Raw genomic sequence first — 23,107 nt, 5'->3', positions numbered from 1 at the left:
ACGCTGCATTTCGCAGCGTTTTTTTTATTCTAAGATTAAGTGCGACGTAACACGCCGCGATTACGAACGTTTTAACTCTCGCTGAGCGGGGTAATGGCCTATGCGGAATAGCATTACATACTTTTAGCGACAGTTCGGGCGGTAAGCAGTAGCTTGATAGTCTGCATAGGCGTTAGGCATGTTCGCTTGTAAATTATCAATTCTGGTTTGAGGTGCTGGGTGAGTCGACAAAAGTTCCATTGGGCGGTTGCCGCCGCTTGCTGCGTCCATGTTTTGCCACAAGTTTACAGATTGTCTTGGGTCAAACCCAGACTTCGCCATTAGCTGAAGACCAATGACATCGGCTTCAGATTCATGAGTTCGGCTAAAAGGAAGTTGGACACCGACTTGAACACCTAATCCGATCGCAGCCATGATGGGACCCGACTGAGGCACTTCATTCGCGGCTAAAACTTGGCCTACCGCCTGACTGCCCATATTTATCAATGTTGACTGCGACATTCTCTCATTACCATGCTCTGCAATAACATGACCTACTTCATGGCCAATGACAGCAGCAAGTTGATGCTGGTTTTCTGCAACGTTGAGCAAGCCTGTATAGACACCAATTTTTCCACCGGGTAGCGCAAATGCGTTAACTTGTTCATCGTCGAATACAACGACTTCCCATTGTCCATTGAATACCGTGGCTGGTACTTGAGCAGTGATGGCATTTGCAACGCATTCTACGTAAGAATTTTGAACCGCTTTATTCGAAATTTTTAATTCTTCTTTCATGCCCGTGAATGCCTGATCACCCATTTGCGCGAGCTGAGTTTCAGAATAGAGCAACACTTGATTTCTACCCGTAGGAGATGTTGCACAGGCTGTTAAAGTAAGCGCTGCGGCAATAACTGCCGAAGCTGTGAATTTCAATTTCATGGTTAATCCTTTTTAATAACTGAATGTTCTCGCTTCGCTCACTTTTGCGCGCTAAAGCACTATCCCATTCAGTTTATACGTCTATTTGGCAATATTAGTATCAGATAGTGCTTATAAATAAAACTATACCTTTGAAAAAGCGAAGCGTGTTCCGCTGTTAAGCTAAACCGTTTTTCCTTACACGCCGAGGGATCTTGAAATATATGCTTACAATTGCATGAGCGAAGTGTGATTACTTTGAGCCTACTGCTCCGTGCTGTCCATATTTAAAGCGGCGTGTGTGCCATCTATTGTTATAGAAAAGTTACGCGCTTTTGCCTATTTAATATTTGTGTCATAAACTGATTCTAATTTATACATAGAAGTTACATAAAATTTCTGGTGTACTAAGGTTAGGGATCCCTGTTTTCTTCCTTCGCTTTGCGAGAACAAGGTGGAAAAATCCTTGGGTTTCTCGAGCCTCATAACGTACGACAAAAATACAAATAAAAAGGAAATCAAATGGCAGTGCGTAATAAGTTTAAATACGGGTTACTTGCATTTTTAGTATCAGCGGCGCTCACGGGATGTGGCCTTGACGGTGACGACGGTGCGCAGGGCGAAACAGGAGCTCAAGGACCTCAGGGTGAACAAGGTGACCCAGGGACAGACGGAAGTGATGGTACCGATGCGTCAATCGGCATTGCAATGGATATCGTTGGTCGTGCTTTCTTAGGCAATCAAACGGCCGCAGAAATTGTTCAGTACCATGCTGAGACCAATACGATTTACGCGACAAACGGCGAGACGAATACAATAGCAGTTATTGATGCCTCTAGCGTAAGCACGGCTACTATGGCTGATCCGATAAACACCACTACGCTAACGCTTACCACTATCGCACTGCCTGCCGATATAAATGGTGTGACTTTAGGTAGCTTAACAAGCATTGCGGTTAGCGGTGACCTTATGGCTGTTGCCGTACCTGCAGACGTTAAAACTGATAACGGTTATGTGTTGTTCTACAACGGGCTAGACAGTTCTGCTCCAGCCTTTTTAGATTCTGTCGAGGTTGGCGCCCTACCGGATATGGTCACTTTTACGCCAGATGGTGGCAAAGTGTTGGTAGCGAACGAGGGTGAGCCTTCTGATGACTACACCATTGACCCTGAAGGTTCTGTTAGCGTCATTAATATTCTTGCAAGTGGTGAGCCAGAAGAAACGGGGACGACCGTTGGCTTTACTGCTCTAAACGGTACTGAAGCAGACTTGATGGCGCAGGGAATGATGTTTCCTAACCCAGCAGGACGCACGATTAACGGCACGGCGATTACCTCAACGGTAGCGAAAGATCTGGAACCAGAATACATCACCGCTACTAACGACGTTGCATACGTTAGTCTTCAGGAAAACAATGGCCTTGCGATTATTGACTTGGAAGAGTTAACGGTAGATGTCGTCGGCCTAGGAACTAAGTCTTGGGCTGGACTTAATATTGATATCCAAGAAAATGATGCGGTGAGTTTTGGTCAGTACACAGGTATTTATGGTGTATACCAGCCTGATACCATTGCTAACTTTACATGGAAGGATGCGACTTTCATTCTTACCGCTAACGAAGGCGATGCCCGTGAGTACTTCTTTGACGCTGCTGATGAGGCGGCATGTACTGCTGCAGGTGGTGTTGATTTTGACGAAGATGATGGCTGTCTAGCTTATACAGACGAAGTTAAAGTAGAAGATCTTACCGCTGCCGCCAACTCTGAATTAGCTATGCTACAGGCGACAGGTGAAGCGGACGACTTACGTGTAACTTCAGCTATGGGTGATGCTGACGGAAACGGCGAGTACGATGCAGCGTACGCTTACGGTGCACGTTCATTCACAATCTGGGATCAAAACGGTTTAGTGGTTTATGACTCGGGTGATGATTTTGAACGTATTACAGCGTCGGTTCATGGGGCGCAGTTCAACAATGGTGACGATGAAAATGCAAGCGACTCGCGCTCAGAGAATAAAGGTCCTGAGCCAGAAGCGTTAACCGTGGGTCAAGTTGGCGATCGCACTTACGCGTTTATCGGCACAGAGCGCATGGGCGGTATTTTCGTATACGACGTTACTAACCCTTATGACGTTCAATTTGCAGAATATGTAATTAACCGTGACCTAACCGAGGGTTTGACAAGCGACGATGTCATTGGTGACCTAGCGCCAGAAAGTCTGATTTTTGTTAGCGCTGAAGACAGCCCAAGTGGTGTGCCTCTTCTTGTAGTAGGCAACGAAGTTAGCGGCACAGTAACGGTGTGGCAAATCAACCAGCTGTAAGCTCCCCCATTGATTACATGAAACCCCGCTTTGAAGCGGGGTTTTTTATTGGTAGCGCGCCAGACCTTCCCGAAGGGCGAGTTTAAAATGTCGTTACTCTTTGTTGTGTCACCTTGATGTAGAGCCACTATACCTGCGAAAACACGCCACGATTACGAACATTTTAAGTCTCGCTGAGTGGGTAATTATCTATGCGGGCTGGTATTAAACGGAGGAATAGAGCTTTCCTTGCGTTCACTATGGTTACACCGTTGGAGGATTAAGGTAAGCTATAACCCATAAAACGCAATCGTATTTCTAAAGGTAAATACGATTAGGCTCAATTGCACTGGTATAGATGCGTTTAGGACACAGAGTAACGCAATGCTCAATACCACCGTAGTGCTATCAAATAATAGAGAATGCCTATGTCTCAGCAAGTTGTGATTAGTGGTGTGGGTGTATGGCACCCTAAAGACAGTATAACTAACGAAGAGCTCGTAGATAGCTACAATGCTTACGTAGATGCGTTTAACGAAGAAAATAAAGCGCAAATCGAATCAGGTGATGTAGCAGCAATGCCTTATTCAAGTGCAGAGTTCATCGAAAAAGCATCAGGAATTAAAAGTCGCTACATCTATCAAAAAGAGGGGGCGCTAGACATCACTCGAATGAAGCCTAAGATTGCCCCTCGAGCAGATGACGAACTTTCTCACCAAGCCGAAATTGCCGTCGAAGCGGCCAAGTTAGCTCTGGCATCCGCCAATGTTTCTGCCGGTGAGATTGATGCTGTGATTGTGTCGTGTGCATACACCCAGCGAGCTTATCCAGCGATTGCAATTGAAGTACAAGAAGCCCTTAATATTGAAGGGTTTGGTTTCGATATGCTAGTTGCTTGTTCTGCTGCAACGTTCGGTATGCATCGCGCCTATGAAATGCTGAGCGCGAAAAATGCGACTCGCGTGTTGGTTATTAACCCTGAGTTGGTCTCACCGCAAATTAACTACGCTGATCGCGACAGTCACTTTATTTTTGGCGATGTGGCTACGGCGACTGTGCTTGAGCTTGCTGAAACCGCCAAAAGTGAGCACGTGTACGACGTGCTAAGCACCAAGGCATTGACGAAATTCTCAAACAATATTCGTTCTAATTTTGGCTACATGACACGTGCCGAAGACGTTGATCCGTATGGACCTGATAAGCTGTTCCATCAAGCGGGTCGCAAAGTTTTCAAGGAAGTGTGTCCATTGGCAGCAGCGCATATTGAAGCGCATTTAGCGAGTCACGACATTACGCCAGAAGGCGTCAAGCGTTGGTGGCTTCACCAAGCTAATATCAATATGAACACCTTGATTTGCAAACGCCTGTTAGGTCGCGATGCTGACCGTACCGAAGCGCCAATTGTGTTGGACGAGTTTGCTAACACGGCTTCTGCGGGATCTGTGATTGCGTTTGGTTTAAACCATGAAGACCTGGTTGCCGGTGACGTGGGAGTACTTTGCTCTTTCGGTGCAGGGTATTCAATTGGCTCACTAGTGATCCGTAAACGATAGTTTTTATCATAGCGCGGGCGATGCCTGCGCACCGTACCTAGCCAAAAAACGTTATGTGCTGTATATCGAAAGTTTCAGGGACGTTGCATCAATGCGCTTCCCTGTATTTCATCTCCTAAATAATGATAATAAAGGTGAGATAAAAGGATGATTTCAGATGTAGGCTATGGGTTAAATAGTCTGGCGCACTTAGCCCTTTTATTGCTGTTGTTAACGGTACGCAAACCCGGCGTAGCCAAGCATTTATTGGTATTGGCGACCGCAGCCACCTTTTTATGGTCTACAACCTTAATCACTTCGCTATTTGGACCTATCTCGCTAAGCTGGTTACTCAGCGCTGACGTGCTTAAGCAGCTCGCATGGCTACTCTTTTTGGCTGGCTGTATACAAACCAGCTTTAGTAATATCTTCGACGTTCTAAAACGACCTGTAACGTTAATTATTATTGCCCCCGCACTAGCAGCATTGCTCGCCCCTTATCTATTGGTAGTTAATCCCGCGTGGAGCTTTCTTGTACTGATCGTGTTGTCATTAGAAGTGCTTGTTCTTCTGGAAGTTGTATATCGACAGGCTGGGCGTGAGCAGTGGGCGTTTAAACCCATCATTATTTATCTGGGAGCAACCAACCTGTTTGAGTTCGTTACCTATGCAAACGCTACCATGGTAAACCAGGTTGAAATTGGCTACATAGCGGCACGAGGCTATATTTACTTCTTGTTAATGCCCTTACTCGTCATATCGATTCGACGAATTCATCACTGGGGCATTGATATCTTTATCTCGCGGGACGTGGTATTGCACAGCTCTCTACTCTTAGTGGCGGGCGGTTATCTTTTTGTGATGGCTGTTGTCGGCTACGCCATAAATTATATGGGAGGCAACTGGGGAGCGACGGTTCAAATCATATTGGTTGTGATGTCATTCGCATTGCTCGCCACGGTATTCTTGTCCAACGGCTTTCGCACTAAGATAAAAGTATTTATCACTAAACATTTCTTTGCGAATCAGTTCGACTACCGGGTTGAATGGGTGAAATTAACGCAGTGGTTAACACGTGCAGGGGATACCTCATCAGATGTTTACCACGCTGGCCTAACAGGAATGCTTAACGCCATTCAATATGAGTCAGGTCTGCTGTTTAAAGTAACGCAGAATGGCTATGAATGCGTGGCTAAGGCATCACCTATTACAAACACTGCGGCAACAGATAACAATGAAGCGTCAACTGATTCGAAAGAAAACAACCCTACCTGTACAACGTTGGAAACGCTCGCAAGTTACAGCGACAAAAATGGCTGGATCATTGATACGGACGCCTACCTCGTCAAACCATTCGATTACGAGGGGTTAAAGCTAGATAGAGATGCACTAAAAGCATGGGGCTACCAACTCTTCGTGCCTTTCTTAAAAGAGGGAAAACTGTGGGGATTTGCTGTTCTCGCGTCAGGAGACAATGAAAAAATCACTTTAAATTGGGAAGTGAAAGACTATCTAACCGCCGTATCTGAGCAAGTAGGCACGTACATGCAGCACCACGAGGCCGCTCAAGTGGTAGCAGAAAACGCCCAATTTGCGGCATTCAATCGAATGTCTGCGTTCGTTTTACATGACTTAAAAAATGTACTAGCTCAAGTCGACCTTATTCTTGCCAATGCTCAACAGCATAAACACAACCCTGAATTTATCGAAGACACCTTCGAAACCTTAGAGCATACTAAGGCAAGAATGGAAAAAATGCTCAAGCAGCTGACTGATAAGAAGGCCGTTGAAGAAGGTGTAAACTCAGAATTTTTGATTTCGGAGCTGGCCAAAGATGTGGTCAACAACCGCTGTTCAGGTTTACGTCCGCTACCAACAGTTCATGTGCTAAAAGAAACGGCCGTGACGGTTGATAAGGATAAGGTGGCAAACGTGCTTTATCACCTAATCAGCAACGCTCAGCAGGCAACCGCAGATGACGGAGAAGTCGACGTGGTGATCACTGGAAATTCTGACAACAAAACGCAGCTAGTTTTGATAGAAGATACAGGGTCAGGTATGGATAAAGCGTTTATTGAAGAGCGACTATTCAAGCCATTTGATACCACGAAAGGCAATGCTGGTATGGGGATTGGTGCATATGATGCAAAAACATATATCGAGTCTATCGGTGGCAAACTAACTGTTCAAAGTGAACCTGGACGCGGTAGCTGTTTTACGCTGTATTTTCCGATAGGATAGGGCGTATAACTAAAAAGTGGATATTATCAAATCCACTCCCTTTCGATGGATGAAGTAGAATAATAGGATGATGAAATGACCGATACCATTTTGGTAGTAGATGATGATTTAGGTATCCAAAAGCAACTTAAATGGAGTCTTACCGATTACAACGTTGTTTTTGCGGACGATCACACATCTGCCATAGCCCAGCTCCGTCGTTTTGAACCTAAGGTTGTTACCCTAGATTTAGGGCTTCCGCCAGATCCAGCGAATGCGTCGGAAGGTTTGCGTATTCTTCACGACATCATTGCGCTAGCGCCTAGAACCAAAGTTATCGTTGTTACAGGTAATAACGATAAACAACACGCATTAAAAGCAATCGATTTTGGGGCATACGATTTTTATCAGAAGCCTATCGATTCAGATACCATCAAATTATTGGTGCACCGTGCGCTTAATCTGTCTAAGTTAGAGCATGAGAATAGCATTCTTGCCCGCACCCGTTCTGGCATGTCCAGAATAGTGGGTAACAGCGAAGCTATTCAAAAAGTGGTACGTCGCGCTGAGAAAATTGCCAATACCGACATAAGCACTCTGTTACTTGGTGAAAGTGGCACAGGTAAAGAAGTTTTCGCGCGCAGTATTCACGAACACAGCCCTAGAAAAGACAAACCTTTTGTTGCTATTAACTGTGCGTCTATCCCAGAGAACTTACTAGAAAGTGAGTTGTTCGGTTACGAAAAAGGGGCGTTTACTGGCGCGAACAAAACCACCGTCGGCAAGATAGAAACAGCACAAGGCGGAACACTGTTTTTAGATGAGATTGGTGATATGCCCATTGGTCTGCAAGCTAAGATGCTTCGGTTTTTGCAGGAGCGCGTGATCGAGCGCGTTGGTGGACGCAATGAAATTCCCGTTGATATACGCGTAATTTGTGCAACACACCGCGATTTACAGGCTATGGTGGCGCAAGAAACGTTCAGGGAAGATTTATATTACCGTGTGGGGGAAATGCCGATCATGATCCCTCCTTTACGTGAACGAGACCAAGACATTATTTTACTTGCACGTACGTTCTTGAATATTTATCGCGAAGAATTCAAAGCTAAAGCGAAGAGCTTTTCAGAAACTGCAGTTAACGCCATGCTAGCCCATAAGTGGCCGGGCAACATTCGAGAAATGCAAAACAAGCTAAAGTCGGCGGTTATTATGGCTGAAGGTACGGTAATTCAACCTGACGATTTAGGCTTGATGCCTGTAGATGCCCATGATGAGCCTGAAACGTTGAATCTGCGTGAAGTGCGAGAAATTGCTGAAAGTCGAGCTATTCGCAGGGCCTATCAAAAAGCAGATAAGAATATGTCGAAAACGGCAGAATTACTTGGCGTCACTCGTCCCACGTTGTATTCGCTCATTGATAAATACCATATGGAAGATATCAAAAATAGCGACTAGGGTAGACATGACTACCAAACAAGAGAGAAATGTACTTCTCACCTGTTGATATCTGGGCGAACTCGCAGTTCGCCTTTATCCTTGTGTACCCACTTAAAATACAAACTGGCAGTGAGACTCTGCTAAGACGTCATGACCGCTGAAGGTCACCTCAACCGACACTTGGTTAGAGCCACGCTCAACAAAGATAACGCTCCCACAAATGTTACACACGTGGTGGGTTTCGTTATTAGCCTCGTGTAGTTCCGCTAGCGCTGACGGAGCACAGTCAATAACCAGCTGCTCTTTTTCAATTGTAACGCGCAGTTCACTGGTATCTGAATGGCTTAGCGTTTCGTCATCGGCGTCAAGCTCTCCGATATGATCAATTTCATATTGAATTGCTTGGCAGCTGCAGCTTCCTCTGTACATATCTCTATTCCTCTACTGCTATTTCTCGAGGGGCTCCGGCCATTTGATACTTGCCACGTTGTTGAACGATGTGGCAATTCTCGAACTAGGAAAATTAAACTTCGTATCTAGTGGAGTGGGGTATTCCCTTGGAGTTTTAAGCGTTTCGATTACGCCAACCCATCCATTTCTCCCTGATAACTTAGTGGCATACAGCGCGTAGTCGATAACAGCGAATGTACGTTTCCACGCGGTATCAAAGTCCCCCTCTCTATTTGGAGGAAGCAGCGAAAAGCCAATGCTACAAGTAATATTGATTGGTTTTTCTAAGCCGATATCAAAAGGAGTGTTTGCGACCATTTCTCGGCAGCGCTCGGCAACCTCAGGGAGCTCTTCACGAGTAGATTGGCGACAAACCACCAAAAACTCCTCGCCTCCCCATCGAATAATTAAATCCGTTTGTCTGAACACCTCTTTGAGGACATTGGCAAACGCTGATAGCACTTTATCGCCGGCAATATGCCCATAGTCGTCGTTGATGCGCTTAAAGTGGTCGATATCAATAAGTAAGCAAAGTAAGTCTTGTTTCGTCTTTCCTGTACTGGGGCTTTGTTTTGCCGAGAACTGGCTGCGCCTTATTTCACCGGGAAGCTGCGATTCGAGGTAGTGCCTATTGTACAAACCCGTTAACGGATCGCGCAGGCTTACCTCTTCTAGCGTTTTATAGGCTCTTTCCAGTTCTTGATTTTTTTCTTGAAGATTGAGTGTTTGCTGGCGTACTTCTCGGCGCAAAATAATCGTTTGCTGACGTTGTTTGTAGCGGCTCCACACTAAAAACGTCAAGAGTAACGCTGCTAATGATATGCTCCAAAGAAGAGTCGTCTGCAGGTTTTCTCGCTCAGCTTGCGCTAACGCCAGCTGCTTGGACTCTTCCAGTTGCTCCAACGTCCTAGATTGCCTCACAAGCTCAATCTCAGCCTGCAGGCCTTCAATGGCAGACTTGTTTTCTGAATCAAGTAGTACCTCACGCAGCTGCTGCATAACAGATTGAATATCTAAAGCTTTTTTGAATTCGCCTAGTGATACAAAGGCGCTTAGCTGTAACGAAAGAAAACTAAGCTGTCCTCTAAGGTCTCTATTTTTTCTCGCGTCAATGGTACCCGTGCGAGCCTCTTCCAAGGCTAATTCGAAACTCTGCTCTTTCATATAGGCTTGCGCTAAAGCGAGTCTGCCTTCTTTGACCAATTTTGCCTGACCCGATGAATCGGCAAATTGCATGGCTTCTTGCAATAACTCTCGCCCTTTAGCCGTATCGCCGTTTTCAACCAATGCTCTTCCCAATAGCATTTTTGCTTCGGCTATGGCCCCTACATCAGAGGTGGATAGCAGGAGTTCAAGACCTTCGTTAATTGCTCTTATCGCTTGGTCTACAGAGCCTGTTTTGAGAGACAGGGCACCAATACGAGTTTTGATCACACCAAGTAATCGAGTCTCCTGTGTTTCCTCGATACTGTCGAAAGCGTCTTGGTAGTAGGTATGAGCCAACGTAGCTTGGTTGAGCAAACTGTATATCTCACCGATGCGCAGCAACGTAACACTCATTTCATTGGCCATGTTTTTTTCACGAAAATAACGTAGCGCTTGCTTTAACGGCTCCAAAGCGGTTTCAATTTCGCCTTGTTCTTGTTGAATTATGCCTAGCTCAAGGTTCAATTTAGCCTTAAGTAATTCATTACGCTCAATTTGAGCAATAGACATAGCGCGACGCACATAAGTCAGTGCAATGGCATAATTTGAAAGGTGTCTTTCTGAGGTGGCTAGTTGTAATAGCGTTGACGCCATTTTGTTTAATTCACCATCTGTGGTGTAGCGTTCTAAGGCGGCATTAAAAATGGCTTTTGACACCTCAAAACGCGATGCGTTTTGAAGTAAAAGTCCGAGGGCAGAAAATGTATCAGCAGACATTTGTTGCTGTTGTAGCGCTTGCTCTAAAAGCAACAGTGCCTTGCTATCGGCGTCAGCATATTGCTTGGCATTTAAAAGGTTCTCGACATCAGCAATCTCGGTATTGAAAAGCTCGAACGCTTCTACCGTTTTTACCTGTGCGCCATGCACAGCAATTAGCAGGGCACACACCAGCACGCGCACTGTGCTAAATCCTTCACGGCCCATTCGATTGTATCTCCTATACGCTGTCAGAACATGCTGTCGGTGAGTATCCCAGTAGGCTAACGCCAAGGCAACATTATTATTGTGAAGGATAAAACGAATGAAATACGTATTTGGATTTATACTTTAGTCTAATTTATGCTGTTATTTTCAATCCACTCTCGAATCAGTGCAGACTTGGCTTTACCTGTCTTTTGGGCAATGTTTGCAAGTTTTTCAATACATTGCGGTGTTAACGTAAAGGTAGCATGTCGCATACCTTCTGATTTTGCAGGCTTTCTTATCGGCACGACGCGGTCTGTACGAACGTCTTTTAAATCGTTTTTTGCCGCCGATGGTTGCTTTTTATCCACTTTACCTTGGGCATAAAGCAGCGCATCGTCGATAAAATCTTCTACAGTTCGTAGATTGGGCTTAGCTAACGGCTTCGACTTTTTGAGGTTGAGTAAACTCATAAGCATCCTCCACTTTGCCAGCTAGTAGCTCTTCAAACAAGGTTCTTATTTCTGTGGCCGCTTTACCTTCTGGTTCACTCTCAATAACTGACTGCCCTGACTCTTCTGAATCGTCATACATGTTTCTACTAAAAGTAACAGAGTTTAGGACGGGAATGCCAAATGAGCGACACACTTCTTTTGCCTCTAGAATACGGTTTGCCAGGCTAGGTAGAGAAGGGCACTGTGTGATAACGAACGCGGCGTTCATTTTCGGGTTAACCATTTTACAGGTAGATAAAATATCTTCCATGTGAGGTACCGTTTTGAGATCGCGACGTTTGGGTCTAAGTGGAATCAGTATATGGTCAGCAACAGCCATTGACGAGCGAAGCGCTAGGTTATCTTGTCCACCACAGTCTATTACAACGTAATCGTAATACTGACGCAGGCTAAGTAATTCGTTACGTATTTTACCGTATAACTGAACACAGTTAATTTCAGCGAGACGAGGGTTAGCTTTACGCTCTTGGATCCAGTCTGAGGTCGTTCGCTGCGGGTCACAGTCGACCATTAACACCTTGGCACCTTTTTCAGTGCGAAGATACACTGCAATGTTTTGTGCCAGGCAGCTCTTTCCGCTACCGCCTTTTTCTCCACCAACCAAAATAATCATGGTGATAACCCTCGAATATCGCTTATGTTAAAATACTGAGCGTTACGGTGGGTCGTGAATGGTGTCACGACCGTACCTAACCTCCAGTCAAAGCATAGGCAGGCTATCAGCTAGGTTCAGCATCAAAATCGATATTAACGAATGTAAGACAATACCTATTGATTTGTGCAAAAACTCATTCTAGTCTTCTTACTTTATAATTGAGATTACCGATAAGAGGTTGTTATGTCAGAAAGTCGCTTCACTTCCAAAGAAGGCCAAAAAGTACCTAGCGTTTCATTTCCGTGCAGAGAAGGTGAGACGTGGGTAACGAAAACGACAGATGAATTATTTTCTGGCAAAAATGTTGTGGTCTTCTCACTTCCAGGTGCTTTTACACCAACCTGTTCTTCTACCCACTTGCCTCGCTATAACGCTTTAGCGAAAAAGTTTGCGAAACACGGCATTGATGAGATTGTTTGTGTATCGGTAAACGATACTTTCGTTATGAATGCATGGGCCGCAGATCAAGAAGCCGCTAACATAACCGTTATTCCCGACGGTAACGGAGAATTTACCGATGGCATGGGTATGCTAGTCGATAAAGCGGATTTGGGTTTCGGCAAAAGAAGCTGGCGTTACTCGATGCTAGTGAAAGATGGCGTGGTAGACAAAATGTTTATTGAACCTGATGTAGCTGGCGACCCGTTTGAGGTGTCGGATGCAGATACCATGCTGGCTTACATTGCGCCAGAGGAGCAAACTAACGCACCTGTTTCTATTATCACAAAACCGGGTTGTCCTTTCTGTGCTAAAGCGAAAAAACTGCTTGATGAAAAAGGCTACGAGTACGAAGAAATCGTGTTGGGCAAAGATGCATCACTAACCAGCTTAACGGCGATTAGCGGTCGTGAAACTGTGCCGCAGGTCTTTATCGGTGGTAAACATATCGGTGGTTCTGACGATCTAGAGGTTTACTTTAGCTAACGTAATATACGTATTAATCGTCACAAGAAACGGGAGCATGGTAAACTGCTCCCGTTTTTTATTAATTATCCGTAGCGGAGAATAATAGTGTCATCGAAGTTTTTTGTAAAAATGCTCATAGGTATTGTTGCGCTTTTAGGTGTAAATATGGCTATAGCCGCAAATTTATCTATACCCGATACGAGCGAAATGAAAAGCAGAAGTTTTTCAGACCTTCAAAATCAGTTCAAAGCATTTTACGAAAAAGAGTGGGGCCAAACCCAGCCGTGTAGAGAAACGGCACTCAATCGTTTTTCGGTATGCAGCAACGTATTGCGCAATGAAGGCAATTCGCCTTTCATGCTGACCAACAAATCAAGCAGCAAGGTGGCAGTGCTTATCCACGGCTTAAGCGACTCACCTTTCTTTATGCGTGAAATCGCCAACATCTTATTTGAACAGGGTTTCACTGTAGTCGTGCCGCTTTTGCCTGGGCATGGTAAACGAGATGCCGACGATGACATGTCTGACTGGGATTTAGCTGAGCGCTGGCAGGGGCATGTTGATGAAGTCATTAAATTGGCTGATAGCATGGGTGATACTTTGCTTGTAGGTGGCTTCTCTACAGGTGGTGCGCTGGCGGTTGAACATTATCTGGATAGTGCAGGAAACGAAGTAAATAATATTGATGGTCTTATGCTATTTTCTGGCGCGCTGGCGCTGTCTGATAATGCTGAAAGTATGTCTCGAATTTGGGGCATTAAACTTTTAGCCAGAATTATTGATGGAACCTATCAAACTCATGGCCCCAACCCTTATAAGTATCCAAATGTGGCAGGTTTAGCAGGGTTGGAATTGATGGATTTAATAAACATCATTCGGGACAAAGTCGAGGAAGGACAGCAAATTGAAGTGCCGCTATTTGCCGCTCATTCTCAAGCTGATGTAACCACGCCAATTCGCGGCATAGAGCAGTTAATGAACGCAAGTAAAGGTCCGAATACCTTTTTCGTTATCGATGAATCGTACGGGTTGTGCCATGCAGATTTAGTTGTGAATACAAGCTTGCTCAATAAAATGAATTTCAACGCAAGCATGGTTAATCAGCAAGAAGAGTGTGCGGTACCTAAAGCAAACCCGCTATTTTCAACCATGGGCCTTATGTTGCGAGATTACCTGTCTCAGTTTGAATAAGTTACTGGGGGCTGTTGACCTTTGGTGTACAACAAAGGTCAACCGGCCCTAGCTTAGCGACATTAACGGCTGGCTTTACTGCTTGGTTACATCACGCTATTATTTCGTTGCACAATAGACAGCAATATTTTGAGTACAGTATTTGAGAAAGTTTCGGATTAGTTTAATGCGCAAACGGTATAAGTCGGCGAATGCAAGTTCGTTTATCCTTACACTGTTTTTAATGGTGGCCCTCGTGTCGTCAGGTAGCGCTGTATCTATCGAACATTCATACGAACATGCCCATTCAATGTCGGTGGTGACACCGCAGTCGGATGCTGCTCATGCTAACCATCAGGTTCGAATGCCTGAGTCTGCTAATACACATTGTCAGCACCAAGAATTGTCATCACAACATGCGGATTTAAGTGCTAAAAACAGCAAGAGCAAACCCTCTCAGTTCGACGGCGTCCAAGTTAGCGATGCAGGCGTGAAAAGCGTGAAAGCATCGCAGATGAGCGACATGCCTTGCTGCAAGGATGAATGTAATTGCCCAGCCGATCACTGTTTTAATCTTAGCGCGAGTGCGCTCATTCAGCCCACCGTTGAAACCGAAATATCGGTAGCCAGAATGGCTGCCACTGCACCTATACTGGGGCAGCGCTCATCTCCTCACTTCGGGCAGTTTCGCCCACCTAAGTCACTTTTCACAGCATAGATCTATCTCGCGGATTTATTTCGCAGCAGAGACGTTTTTATGTCACGACGTCGTTTAGTCGTTTTGAGATGTCTCTAATCTTTTATCTATGTAACGCGTGGTAAGCCTTTTTGCTAAGCCCCTTTGTCGAATTTAGCGAAGAGCGGGGCAACGCCAACACGCCTTACACCTGGAAAGTGATGTTATACATGAGCAACTATTCGGTACCTAAAAAAGTGAACGAACGCGCTAACAGACCTTGTAAAGTAAGCGCTTTGTTCGCCTTAATTTTTGTGCTTTCTTCTTTTTTGATGGCTAATAAGCCTGTTGTCGCGCAGACCCTAAGCCTGGAACAAGCGCTGCAGTTAGCTATTCAATACGACCCTTTGCTTAAAGGGAATGCGCATCGAAAGGATCGCTTTAATGCAGAAGCTGAAGCGTCATCATATTGGGCAAATCCTCAGGTTTCAGCGTCTGTACAAAATTTGCCTACCGACGGCTTCGCATTTGACCAAGAGCCTATGACGCAATTTAAAGTTGGTTTGAAGCAGCAGTTACCGCGAGGCGATGAAAACCTCTACAGCCAGCAAAAGTATCAGGTTATGGCTGATCAAATGTCGGTAGAGAGCCAAGCTAGAAAGGCGTGGCTTAAACGTGAAGTTACCCTTACTTGGTTAGATTGGGTCTATGCAACACGTCGCATTGGATTATTGGACAAAGAGAAATCATTGCTTACTCAGCTACTCGATTTTACTGACTCCAGATACAGTCAAGGCGTTGGTGCAGCGGCGCAGCAAGACATACTGCAAGTGCGCTTGGCATTGTTGTCACTAGACGACAAATATGTGCAGGCCTACCAGCAAAAAAATGAAGCGAGATCGGCACTTTCAAAATGGTTTGGTGCGCCACTAGATGACTCTGTAAGCGCACCGCTGGCTCAATCAACGCAAGAATCAACGCTTTCTTATCCAAAGCGTATCGAGCTCGATGCTATCTTAAACGACAGCAACCTCAGCCTTTCTTCGTTCTTAACGGTTATTGAGAACAGTGAGCCTTTTTCAATACTACAGCATCATCCTGAGGCTATGCTGCTTCAAATTCAGACCCAGATAGAAGCGCAAAATGTGAACATAGCGCGAGAGCAAACTAAGTCTCAGTGGGCATTTGAAGCAAGTTATGGATACAGACAAGATGCGCAAAATGGGGCAAGCCGAGCTGATTTTGTGTCATTGGGTGTTCAAGTAGACCTTCCGTTTTTCAATAAATCTCGTCAAGACGCTTCAATAGCCGCAGCGGCTTCCAAAATGAGTGCGTCTGAAACGGATTTCCGCTTGAAAGTGAACGAGCTTGCCGCGAATGCAGAGGTGCTTAAATCACGCTTGTCAGCGCTAAGTGAGCGCAAAGCGCTTTATGAAACGGCGTTAATTGGAGAAACACAGCAACTTTCTGAAGCTGAACTGACAGCTTACACCACAGACACAGGTGATATCGGTGATGTTGTCAATGCCAACCTCAAGCAAGTACAAGTGCAGGATGATTTACTCAAAATCGACATCGAGCGCGCCAGAACACTGGCGTCACTTGCTTACTTGTACCTGCCCACTCACGCCCATTTTTCGAATAAAGAGTAGTTAATATGACATCTTCAACTCACCCTGCTCCAGATACAAAAAGCACGCTAATAAAAGGTTTGCTAACAGGTCTGCTATTTGGCGGCCTGATAGCGTTCGGCTTGGCCTCACTATTGTTGTCTGATTCATCAAAACACGGAAATGGTGAAAGTGCCCACAGCGGAGTAAATACCCACAGCGATAAAAGTGCCCACAGCGACGAAACTGATAATAAAGCCCCTTTATATTGGGTAGCGCCTATGGATGACAGCTATCGCCGTGACAAACCGGGAAAGTCACCGATGGGAATGGACTTAGTGCCCGTATACGCCAATGACGACGCAACGTCTGCGAAAAGTAATGAGCGTTCGCCTGGTACCGTAATGATTCCGCCAAATGTACAGCACAATATAGGGGTTAAAGTCGCGCCCGTTACCATTGGAACACTTCAACAGACTGTAACGGCGGTGGGTAACGTTGCCTACGATGAAGATAGTATTGTGCACATCCACCCTAGAGTATCAGGTTGGGTCGACAGGCTTTTCATTAAATCCCAAGGTGAGCAAGTTGAAAAAGAACAGGCACTTTATACCCTATACTCGCCAGAATTAGTTAGCGCACAAGAAGAATACGTTTTAGCCCTTAAGCGAGGAGACGCACGTTTAATTGATGGCGCAGCCGAGCGCCTAAGAACTCTGGGGCTATCAAAGGGCGTTATCGAAGAATTGCAGAAAAGTAGACGGGTAGCACAAACCGTCACATTTAACGCGCCGCAAAGCGGTGTAGTAGAAGCGCTGAATATCAGGGAAGGATTTTACGTTCAGCCCGGGACAACCTTGATGAGCATCGCACAGCTAGATACGGTGTGGGTGATTGCTGAGGTACCTAAAAAATACGCGCAAATCATAGCGCCTCATAATAGCGCTGTGGTTACCCTCGACGAAATGGACCATGGGTCCGATGCTAAATGGGAAAGCCACGTAGAGTATATTTATCCGTCTTTGTCAGAAACAACGCGAACCCTGAAAGTGCGCATACCGCTAAACAATAACAACCACACGTTAAAGCCCAATATGTTTGCCCACGTTGGAATAAAGCCTACTCAACGCAAGGCGGCGTTACTGGTTCCTCGCAGTGCCGTTATTCGCACGGCTGAGGGCGCAAAAGTGGTACTCAGTGATGGCGATGGCAACTTTAAGTCGGTACGGGTAACGCTGGGGCAAAGCGATAGTACACATTTTGAAGTCGTCGAAGGCTTGCTGCCAGAGGATGATGTGGTGGTATCAGCACAATTTTTGATTGATTCAGAGTCGTCGAAAAGCAGTGACTTTGAGCGAATGAAAGCGCCCGATCATCAGGCCACGACAACAGGTACTATTGAGGCAATTGAATTGCCGGCTGACACCGAAACGAATAGCGCTTCGAATAACGCAAAGTTAGTGATCGCTCGCGGACCGATTGAAAAATGGGGACGGGGACCTGCGACAATGTCATTTTCGGTATCAAATCATATTGACTTATCTCAGTTCAGAGAAGGCGACAACATCATGTTCACCTTTGTGACTGGCGAAGAATTCACGGTTATTGATATGCATAAACATAGTGAACATGCGGTGAACAAGGGCATGGTGCATGACTCAGGTTACAGCAATCATAAACATGATGCAGGCAACCTGAAGGGGAACGGAGAGCAAAGCGACGCTCACGAGTCAATGGTTCATAAGTCAATGGTTCACAAGTCGGCAGAACAAAAATCGATAAATCATAAGGAGCATATGCACCATGATTGAATCGGTAATTCGCTGGTCGGTAAACAATAGAATACTGGTATTGCTGAGCGCTATTATGCTCAGTATTGCGGGTGTCTGGGCGGTGAAAAACACCCCCGTTGATGCTATCCCTGATTTATCTGATGTCCAAGTTATAGTGAAAGTAAACTATCCCGGTCAGTCGCCGCAAGTGGTGGAAGATCAGGTGACGTTTCCTCTCACCTCTGCGCTAATGTCAGTGCCTGGCGCACAGACGGTGCGAGGGTATTCATTCTTCGGCGATGCCTACGTATATATAATCTTTGATGATGATACAGACATGTACTGGGCTCGAAGCCGTGTTCTGGAATACTTAAGCCAAGCGTCTTCGCAACTTCCAGAAGGCGTGACACCTCAGTTAGGTCCAGATGCGACAGGAGTAGGTTGGGTTTACATTTATGCGTTGGAGAACGATGCTAGTCAGCCAAATGCGCTAGATGCTGGTGAGTTAAGGGCGTTGCAAGACTGGTTCTTGAAGTTTGAGCTTCAGTCAGTTGAAGGCGTATCTGAAGTTGCGTCTGTTGGAGGGATGGTTAAACAATATCAAGTTATTGTCGACCCTGAAAAATTACGTGCCTATAACATCCAGCCATCCATGATAGACATTGCCCTTAAACGGGGTAACCGTGCGTCAGGCGCTTCGGTTATTGAAATGGCCGAGGCAGAGTACATGGTTAGCGCGCAAAGCTATATTCAGGGCATTGATGACATACTGGCGTTGCCCACAGGCGTTATCAAAGACGGCGTTAGCATAACGATTAACGATGTAGCTCAAGTGGTAGAAAGCCCGTTGATGCGCCGCGGTATTGCTGAACTAAACGGGAATGGCGAAACCGTGGGTGGCATTATAGTGATGCGCTATGGCGAAAACGCAAAAGCCACTATAGATGCGGTCAAAGCCAAGCTGGATTTATTAAAAGCGAGCTTGCCGGAAGGGGTGAATATCGTTCCCGTGTACGATCGCTCCACCCTTATTGATAAGTCCGTCGATACCCTCACCAATAAGTTGGTGGAGGAATTGCTGGTTGTTGGTTTGGTATGCGCTATCTTCTTGTTTCACATACGTTCATCTATGGTTGCGCTAATCAGTTTGCCTATTGGTATTCTCGCCGCCTTTATCGTAATGAAGCTGCAGGGACTTAATGCCAACATCATGTCTTTAGGTGGCATTGCTATCGCTATCGGTGCAATGGTGGATGGCGCTATTGTTGTGGTTGAAAATTTACACAAGCACATTCATCAGCATGCTGTTTCATCAAGTCAGGGAGCCTCAGCGAGTCAAAGGGATTCAGCGAGTCAAAGGGATTCAGCAAGTCAGGTTGGGTCAGGGAGTGCCCAGTCGCAAACATCTATACCAACCTCTGCAAAGCTTTCGGCAGCCAAACGTTGGGAGCTGGTGATTAAGTCGACCACAGAAGTTGGCCCAGCTTTATTCTTTGCGCTCCTAATTATAACCGTATCCTTTATTCCTGTTTTCGCATTAGAAGCACAAGAAGGGCGTCTTTTTGCGCCTCTTGCCTTTACCAAAACCTATGCCATGGCAGCAGCTGCGGCGCTGGCAATTACTTTAGTTCCTGTGCTGGCGGGTTATTTCGTACGCGGAAAAATACGATCTGAAGCCCAGAACCCGGTAAATCGAGCTTTAGAACGTGTGTATCAGCCATTGCTAACGCGGCTGCTTAACTACCCACTGCTCACTTTGGTGGGGGCATTTTGCTTATTGCTTTCCATGTACTGGCCGTTAAGCCAACTAGGTAGCGAATTTATGCCCGAACTGGACGAAGGCGATTTGATGTATATGCCTACTACCTATCCGGGTATTTCAGTGGGTAAAGCCAGAGAGCTTTTACAGCAGACGGACAAGCTTATTGCAACCTTGCCCGAGGTTGAAACGGTATTCGGGAAAATTGGACGCGCAGATACGGCCACAGACCCTGCACCATTGACGATGATTGAAGCCTTCATTCAGCTTAAACCGAAAGCGCAGTGGAGGGAGGGCATGACCACTGAAAAGCTCAAAGAAGAGCTTAACGGTCTGGTGCAATTTCCAGGGCTGACCAATGCGTGGGTAATGCCAATTAAAACCCGTATCGACATGTTGGCAACCGGGATAAAAACCCCTGTTGGGATCAAGATTGCGGGGCCTGACCTAGCAGGCATTGAAGCCATTGGAAAGGATATTGAGATACTGCTTAAAGACCTGCCCAATACAGCATCAGTATACGCTGAGCGTGTGGTGGGTGGCCGTTACGTTTATATCGATATCGACAGGCAGTTGGCGGCGCGCTACGGCATGACGATAGACGATGTTCACAGTATTGTAGGCTCGGCAGTGGGCGGCAAAGTGGTTACACAATCAGTGGAAGGGCGTGAGCGTTTTCCTATTGCCATGCGCTTTTTACAGCACTACCGCGATACGCCTGAATCTTTAGCATCCATGCCTTTCGTCACACCAAGCGGTGTTCACATTACCCTTGGCGATGTCGCGACCGTGCGTATTGACGACGGGCCGGCTGGGATTAAAAGCGAAAATGCCCGATTAAACGGATGGGTATATATTGATATCTCGTCAGACTCAGCCACGGGTATTGACTTAGGGGGGTATGTAGATAGCGCGAAACGTCATTTGTCACAGAACCTTGATTTACCCACTGGATACTCTATTACGTGGGCGGGGCAGTTTGCTTACCTTGAGCGCGCGAAAGCAAAACTGTCGGTGGTTATACCGCTAACGTTAGCCATTATCTGCCTGTTACTTTATCTGGCATTTAAACGCCTTCGCGATGTGGCACTCATACTCGCTACCTTACCGTTGGCGCTGGTGGGCAGTGTATGGTTGCTTTACCTTCTTAACTTCAATCTGTCGGTGGCGGTAGGAGTTGGGTTTATTGCCCTTGCAGGTGTAGCGGTGGAAATAGGCGTTATCATGCTGGTCTATCTAAACCAATATGTATCAGAAGCACTCACTAGCCACGCAACAGAAAATGGCAACACTAAAAAAGATGCGCTTGTGAAAAAGGCTATTGTCCATGCCGCCTCGGCAAGACTTCGCCCAGTTATGATGACATCGCTTTCTATTATTGTGGGCTTGTTGCCTGTACTTTATGCCACTGGAACTGGTAGTGAGGTGATGCAGCGCATTGCGGCGCCTATGGTAGGTGGTATGGCGAGTGCACTGGTATTAACGCTGTTGGTATTGCCAAGCGCGTTTTACTTAATTGTGTCACGCAAAAAATAATAGAGTTGAAAGTGTAGTAGAGTTGATAAAGCATGGGGAAGCGATAACACGCTTCCCTACGCTTCATTTTTAAAGTGTTGCGCGACTAGTGCGCTGCCGCATAGTCTTCCACTTGTTGCCAAACGCGTAAAAGGTTTCCGCTCAGTATCTTTTCAATGTCGGTACGGCTATAACCTCTATCAAGCAATCCTTGTACTAGGTTTGGAAAACTCGCCACATCTTTAAGCCCAATGGGGAGTGAGTCACCTACACCGTCATAGTCTGAACCAATACCTACATGATCAACACCAATCAGTTTTACCACGTGATCGATATGGTCAAGCACTTCATCAAGGGTTGAATAAGGGTAAGGTACTTCTTTGCGATAATTCTCTTCAAAGTTCTCTAGCTTAGGGCTGTCTTCGCCTTCTTTTTCAACCAACGCTTTGCGCGCTGCAGTAAGGCCACTGCGCCACTTGCCAGCTTCTTTAGAAACAAAACTAGAACCAAAGTTAATCATAATAACACCGCCATTTTCGCCGAGTTTTTTGATCATCTCGTCGTCCATGTTGCGCTCAAAACCGGGAGTAAAGCGGCGCAGTGAAGAATGTGATGCTATGACTGGCACCTTTGTTAACTCAATAACCTGATAAAAAGCGTCGTCAGACACATGGGAAATATCCAGCATGATGCCGATGTTGTTCATTTCGCCCACTAAGGTTTTGCCAAACGGGCTAAGGCCTTTCCACTTTCTGCGCAGGTCATACGAAGAATCAGAAATGTGGTTGGCCTGACTATGAGCGAGGGTAATGTAGCGGATGCCGCGCTCGTAAAAAGCCTTTAGATTCGCCAAGTCACCTTGAATAGGAGAACCATTTTCCATACCCATAGGTAGTGAAATTAACCCTTTTTCAAACTGGGATTTTACGTCAGAAGGGCTTTTAGCAATGGCAAATTTATCAGGTGCACGTGCAACAATGGCTTCTACTGAATCGATGAGCTCATGGGCAAGCTGTGTAGACTCTGGAGAGTTATCTAAACTAGCGGGCACATAAATACTCATAAAAGGGGCGTTCAAACCACCGGCTACTGCGCGCGGGTAGTCAAAGTCGCCATCCTGCGTGGCTTTAGTGACATCAACCCACTTTTCCTTTACGCGATAAGGAACGTCTATGTGACCATCTACAATAATGGTTTCTTTCGCGATGTTGATAGCTTTTTCAGATGCTGAATAAGTAGAAGTCTCAGCAAGTACAGAGTGTGAAGCAAAAAGCGCAGAGATAATTAATGCGCAAGATGAAAGTGGGAAGCGCCCCTTCATAGAAAATCCTTATTTTGTTTTTTATCGCTTAGGTCAACAACCGCTAACTTAATAGCAATACGAGACTAAAGGATAATGCGCACTGCGACAATAGGCTTTTACTTGCTATGCATTTACCCCAGATTGCTCTCACTAAGCCCTAAATTAGTCGATATTGCTCATTTTTAGAGCGCTTGTGCTTGTTTACTTCAAGTTTACATTGCAATAAAAATTTAAAACTTGTTATGGTGAAGACTGCGTGACTTCATTGCGC

Annotated in this window: 16 protein-coding genes; 10 read left to right on the top strand and 6 right to left on the bottom strand. The window is 45.8% G+C overall.

All coding sequences use genetic code 11. The features are described from left to right. Positions 1-123 precede the first annotated feature (123 nt). Complete coding sequence (locus ACFI6L_RS01960) at positions 124-921, bottom strand: M48 family metallopeptidase (RefSeq protein ID WP_014950456.1); 798 nt, start codon at positions 919-921, stop codon at positions 124-126. Positions 922-1,422: 501 nt separating this feature from the next. Between ACFI6L_RS01960 and ACFI6L_RS01955 the strand changes: the two genes are divergently transcribed. The 4 genes from ACFI6L_RS01955 (at position 1,423) to prsR (ending at position 8,414) form a co-directional block, all read left to right on the top strand. Next, complete coding sequence (locus tag ACFI6L_RS01955; RefSeq protein ID WP_462573328.1) at positions 1,423-3,225, top strand: choice-of-anchor I family protein; 1,803 nt, start codon at positions 1,423-1,425, stop codon at positions 3,223-3,225. Positions 3,226-3,632: 407 nt separating this feature from the next. Beyond that, entirely contained in the window at positions 3,633-4,757 is a 1,125-nt protein-coding gene (locus tag ACFI6L_RS01950) for a beta-ketoacyl-ACP synthase III (RefSeq protein WP_462573327.1), read from the top strand. A 147-nt stretch (positions 4,758-4,904) separates the two neighbouring features. Beyond that, positions 4,905-6,977, top strand: coding sequence for an XrtA/PEP-CTERM system histidine kinase PrsK (prsK, locus tag ACFI6L_RS01945; protein ID WP_462573326.1), 2,073 nt, complete (start codon positions 4,905-4,907; stop codon positions 6,975-6,977). Between the two features lie 75 nt (positions 6,978-7,052). Beyond that, positions 7,053-8,414 carry a PEP-CTERM-box response regulator transcription factor gene (prsR, locus tag ACFI6L_RS01940; protein WP_014950451.1) on the top strand — a complete coding sequence of 454 codons (1,362 nt, stop codon included), beginning with the start codon at positions 7,053-7,055 and terminating at the stop codon, positions 8,412-8,414. 93 nt (positions 8,415-8,507) lie between these two features. On the opposite strand, the gene ACFI6L_RS01935 is transcribed toward prsR, so the two are convergent. The 4 genes from ACFI6L_RS01935 to ACFI6L_RS01920 all read right to left on the bottom strand — a co-directional run bounded on the left by ACFI6L_RS01935 (position 8,508) and on the right by ACFI6L_RS01920 (position 12,083). Continuing rightward, the gene (locus ACFI6L_RS01935; protein ID WP_239245196.1) at positions 8,508-8,825 is read right to left on the bottom strand and encodes a GFA family protein; all 318 of its coding nucleotides are present in this window, start codon (positions 8,823-8,825) and stop codon (positions 8,508-8,510) included. An 18-nt stretch (positions 8,826-8,843) separates the two neighbouring features. Continuing rightward, a complete protein-coding gene (locus tag ACFI6L_RS01930) occupies positions 8,844-10,976 on the bottom strand; it encodes a GGDEF domain-containing protein (RefSeq protein WP_462573325.1) in 2,133 nt (710 codons plus the stop codon). Positions 10,977-11,104: 128 nt separating this feature from the next. Then, the gene (locus ACFI6L_RS01925) at positions 11,105-11,428 is read right to left on the bottom strand and encodes a hypothetical protein (RefSeq protein WP_014950448.1); all 324 of its coding nucleotides are present in this window, start codon (positions 11,426-11,428) and stop codon (positions 11,105-11,107) included. After that, positions 11,388-12,083 carry an AAA family ATPase gene (locus ACFI6L_RS01920; RefSeq protein WP_014950447.1) on the bottom strand — a complete coding sequence of 232 codons (696 nt, stop codon included), beginning with the start codon at positions 12,081-12,083 and terminating at the stop codon, positions 11,388-11,390. Before ACFI6L_RS01920 ends, ACFI6L_RS01925 begins: the two co-directional genes overlap by 41 nt. 225 nt (positions 12,084-12,308) lie before the next feature. Between ACFI6L_RS01920 and ACFI6L_RS01915 the strand changes: the two genes are divergently transcribed. From ACFI6L_RS01915 to ACFI6L_RS01890, 6 genes are all read left to right on the top strand, one after another. Next, positions 12,309-13,049 (top strand): glutathione peroxidase, encoded by a 741-nt coding sequence (locus ACFI6L_RS01915; RefSeq protein WP_014950446.1) that lies wholly within the window; start codon positions 12,309-12,311, stop codon positions 13,047-13,049. An 84-nt stretch (positions 13,050-13,133) separates the two neighbouring features. Then, on the top strand, positions 13,134-14,222 hold the full coding sequence (locus ACFI6L_RS01910; RefSeq protein WP_462573332.1) for an alpha/beta hydrolase: 1,089 nt from the start codon (positions 13,134-13,136) through the stop codon (positions 14,220-14,222). Between the two features lie 166 nt (positions 14,223-14,388). Then, positions 14,389-14,919, top strand: coding sequence for a hypothetical protein (locus tag ACFI6L_RS01905; protein WP_230598777.1), 531 nt, complete (start codon positions 14,389-14,391; stop codon positions 14,917-14,919). Positions 14,920-15,107: 188 nt separating this feature from the next. Next, positions 15,108-16,529: a TolC family protein gene (locus ACFI6L_RS01900; protein ID WP_462573324.1), complete on the top strand. Its 1,422-nt coding sequence runs from the start codon at positions 15,108-15,110 to the stop codon at positions 16,527-16,529. A 5-nt stretch (positions 16,530-16,534) separates the two neighbouring features. Next, on the top strand, positions 16,535-18,298 hold the full coding sequence (locus ACFI6L_RS01895; protein ID WP_462573323.1) for an efflux RND transporter periplasmic adaptor subunit: 1,764 nt from the start codon (positions 16,535-16,537) through the stop codon (positions 18,296-18,298). Continuing rightward, the gene (locus tag ACFI6L_RS01890) at positions 18,291-21,554 is read left to right on the top strand and encodes an efflux RND transporter permease subunit (RefSeq protein ID WP_462573322.1); all 3,264 of its coding nucleotides are present in this window, start codon (positions 18,291-18,293) and stop codon (positions 21,552-21,554) included. The genes ACFI6L_RS01895 and ACFI6L_RS01890 overlap by 8 nt, the downstream gene beginning before the upstream one ends. Positions 21,555-21,639: 85 nt before the next feature. Here ACFI6L_RS01890 and ACFI6L_RS01885 read toward each other — a convergent pair whose 3' ends face one another. After that, positions 21,640-22,854: a dipeptidase gene (locus ACFI6L_RS01885; RefSeq protein ID WP_462573321.1), complete on the bottom strand. Its 1,215-nt coding sequence runs from the start codon at positions 22,852-22,854 to the stop codon at positions 21,640-21,642. Between the last annotated feature and the right edge of the window lie 253 nt (positions 22,855-23,107).

This window comes from Alteromonas sp. G4i35 (assembly GCF_054960375.1).
The sequence above is the reverse complement of the archived record's forward strand: the minus strand, read 5'-3'. Positions and strand labels throughout refer to the sequence as shown.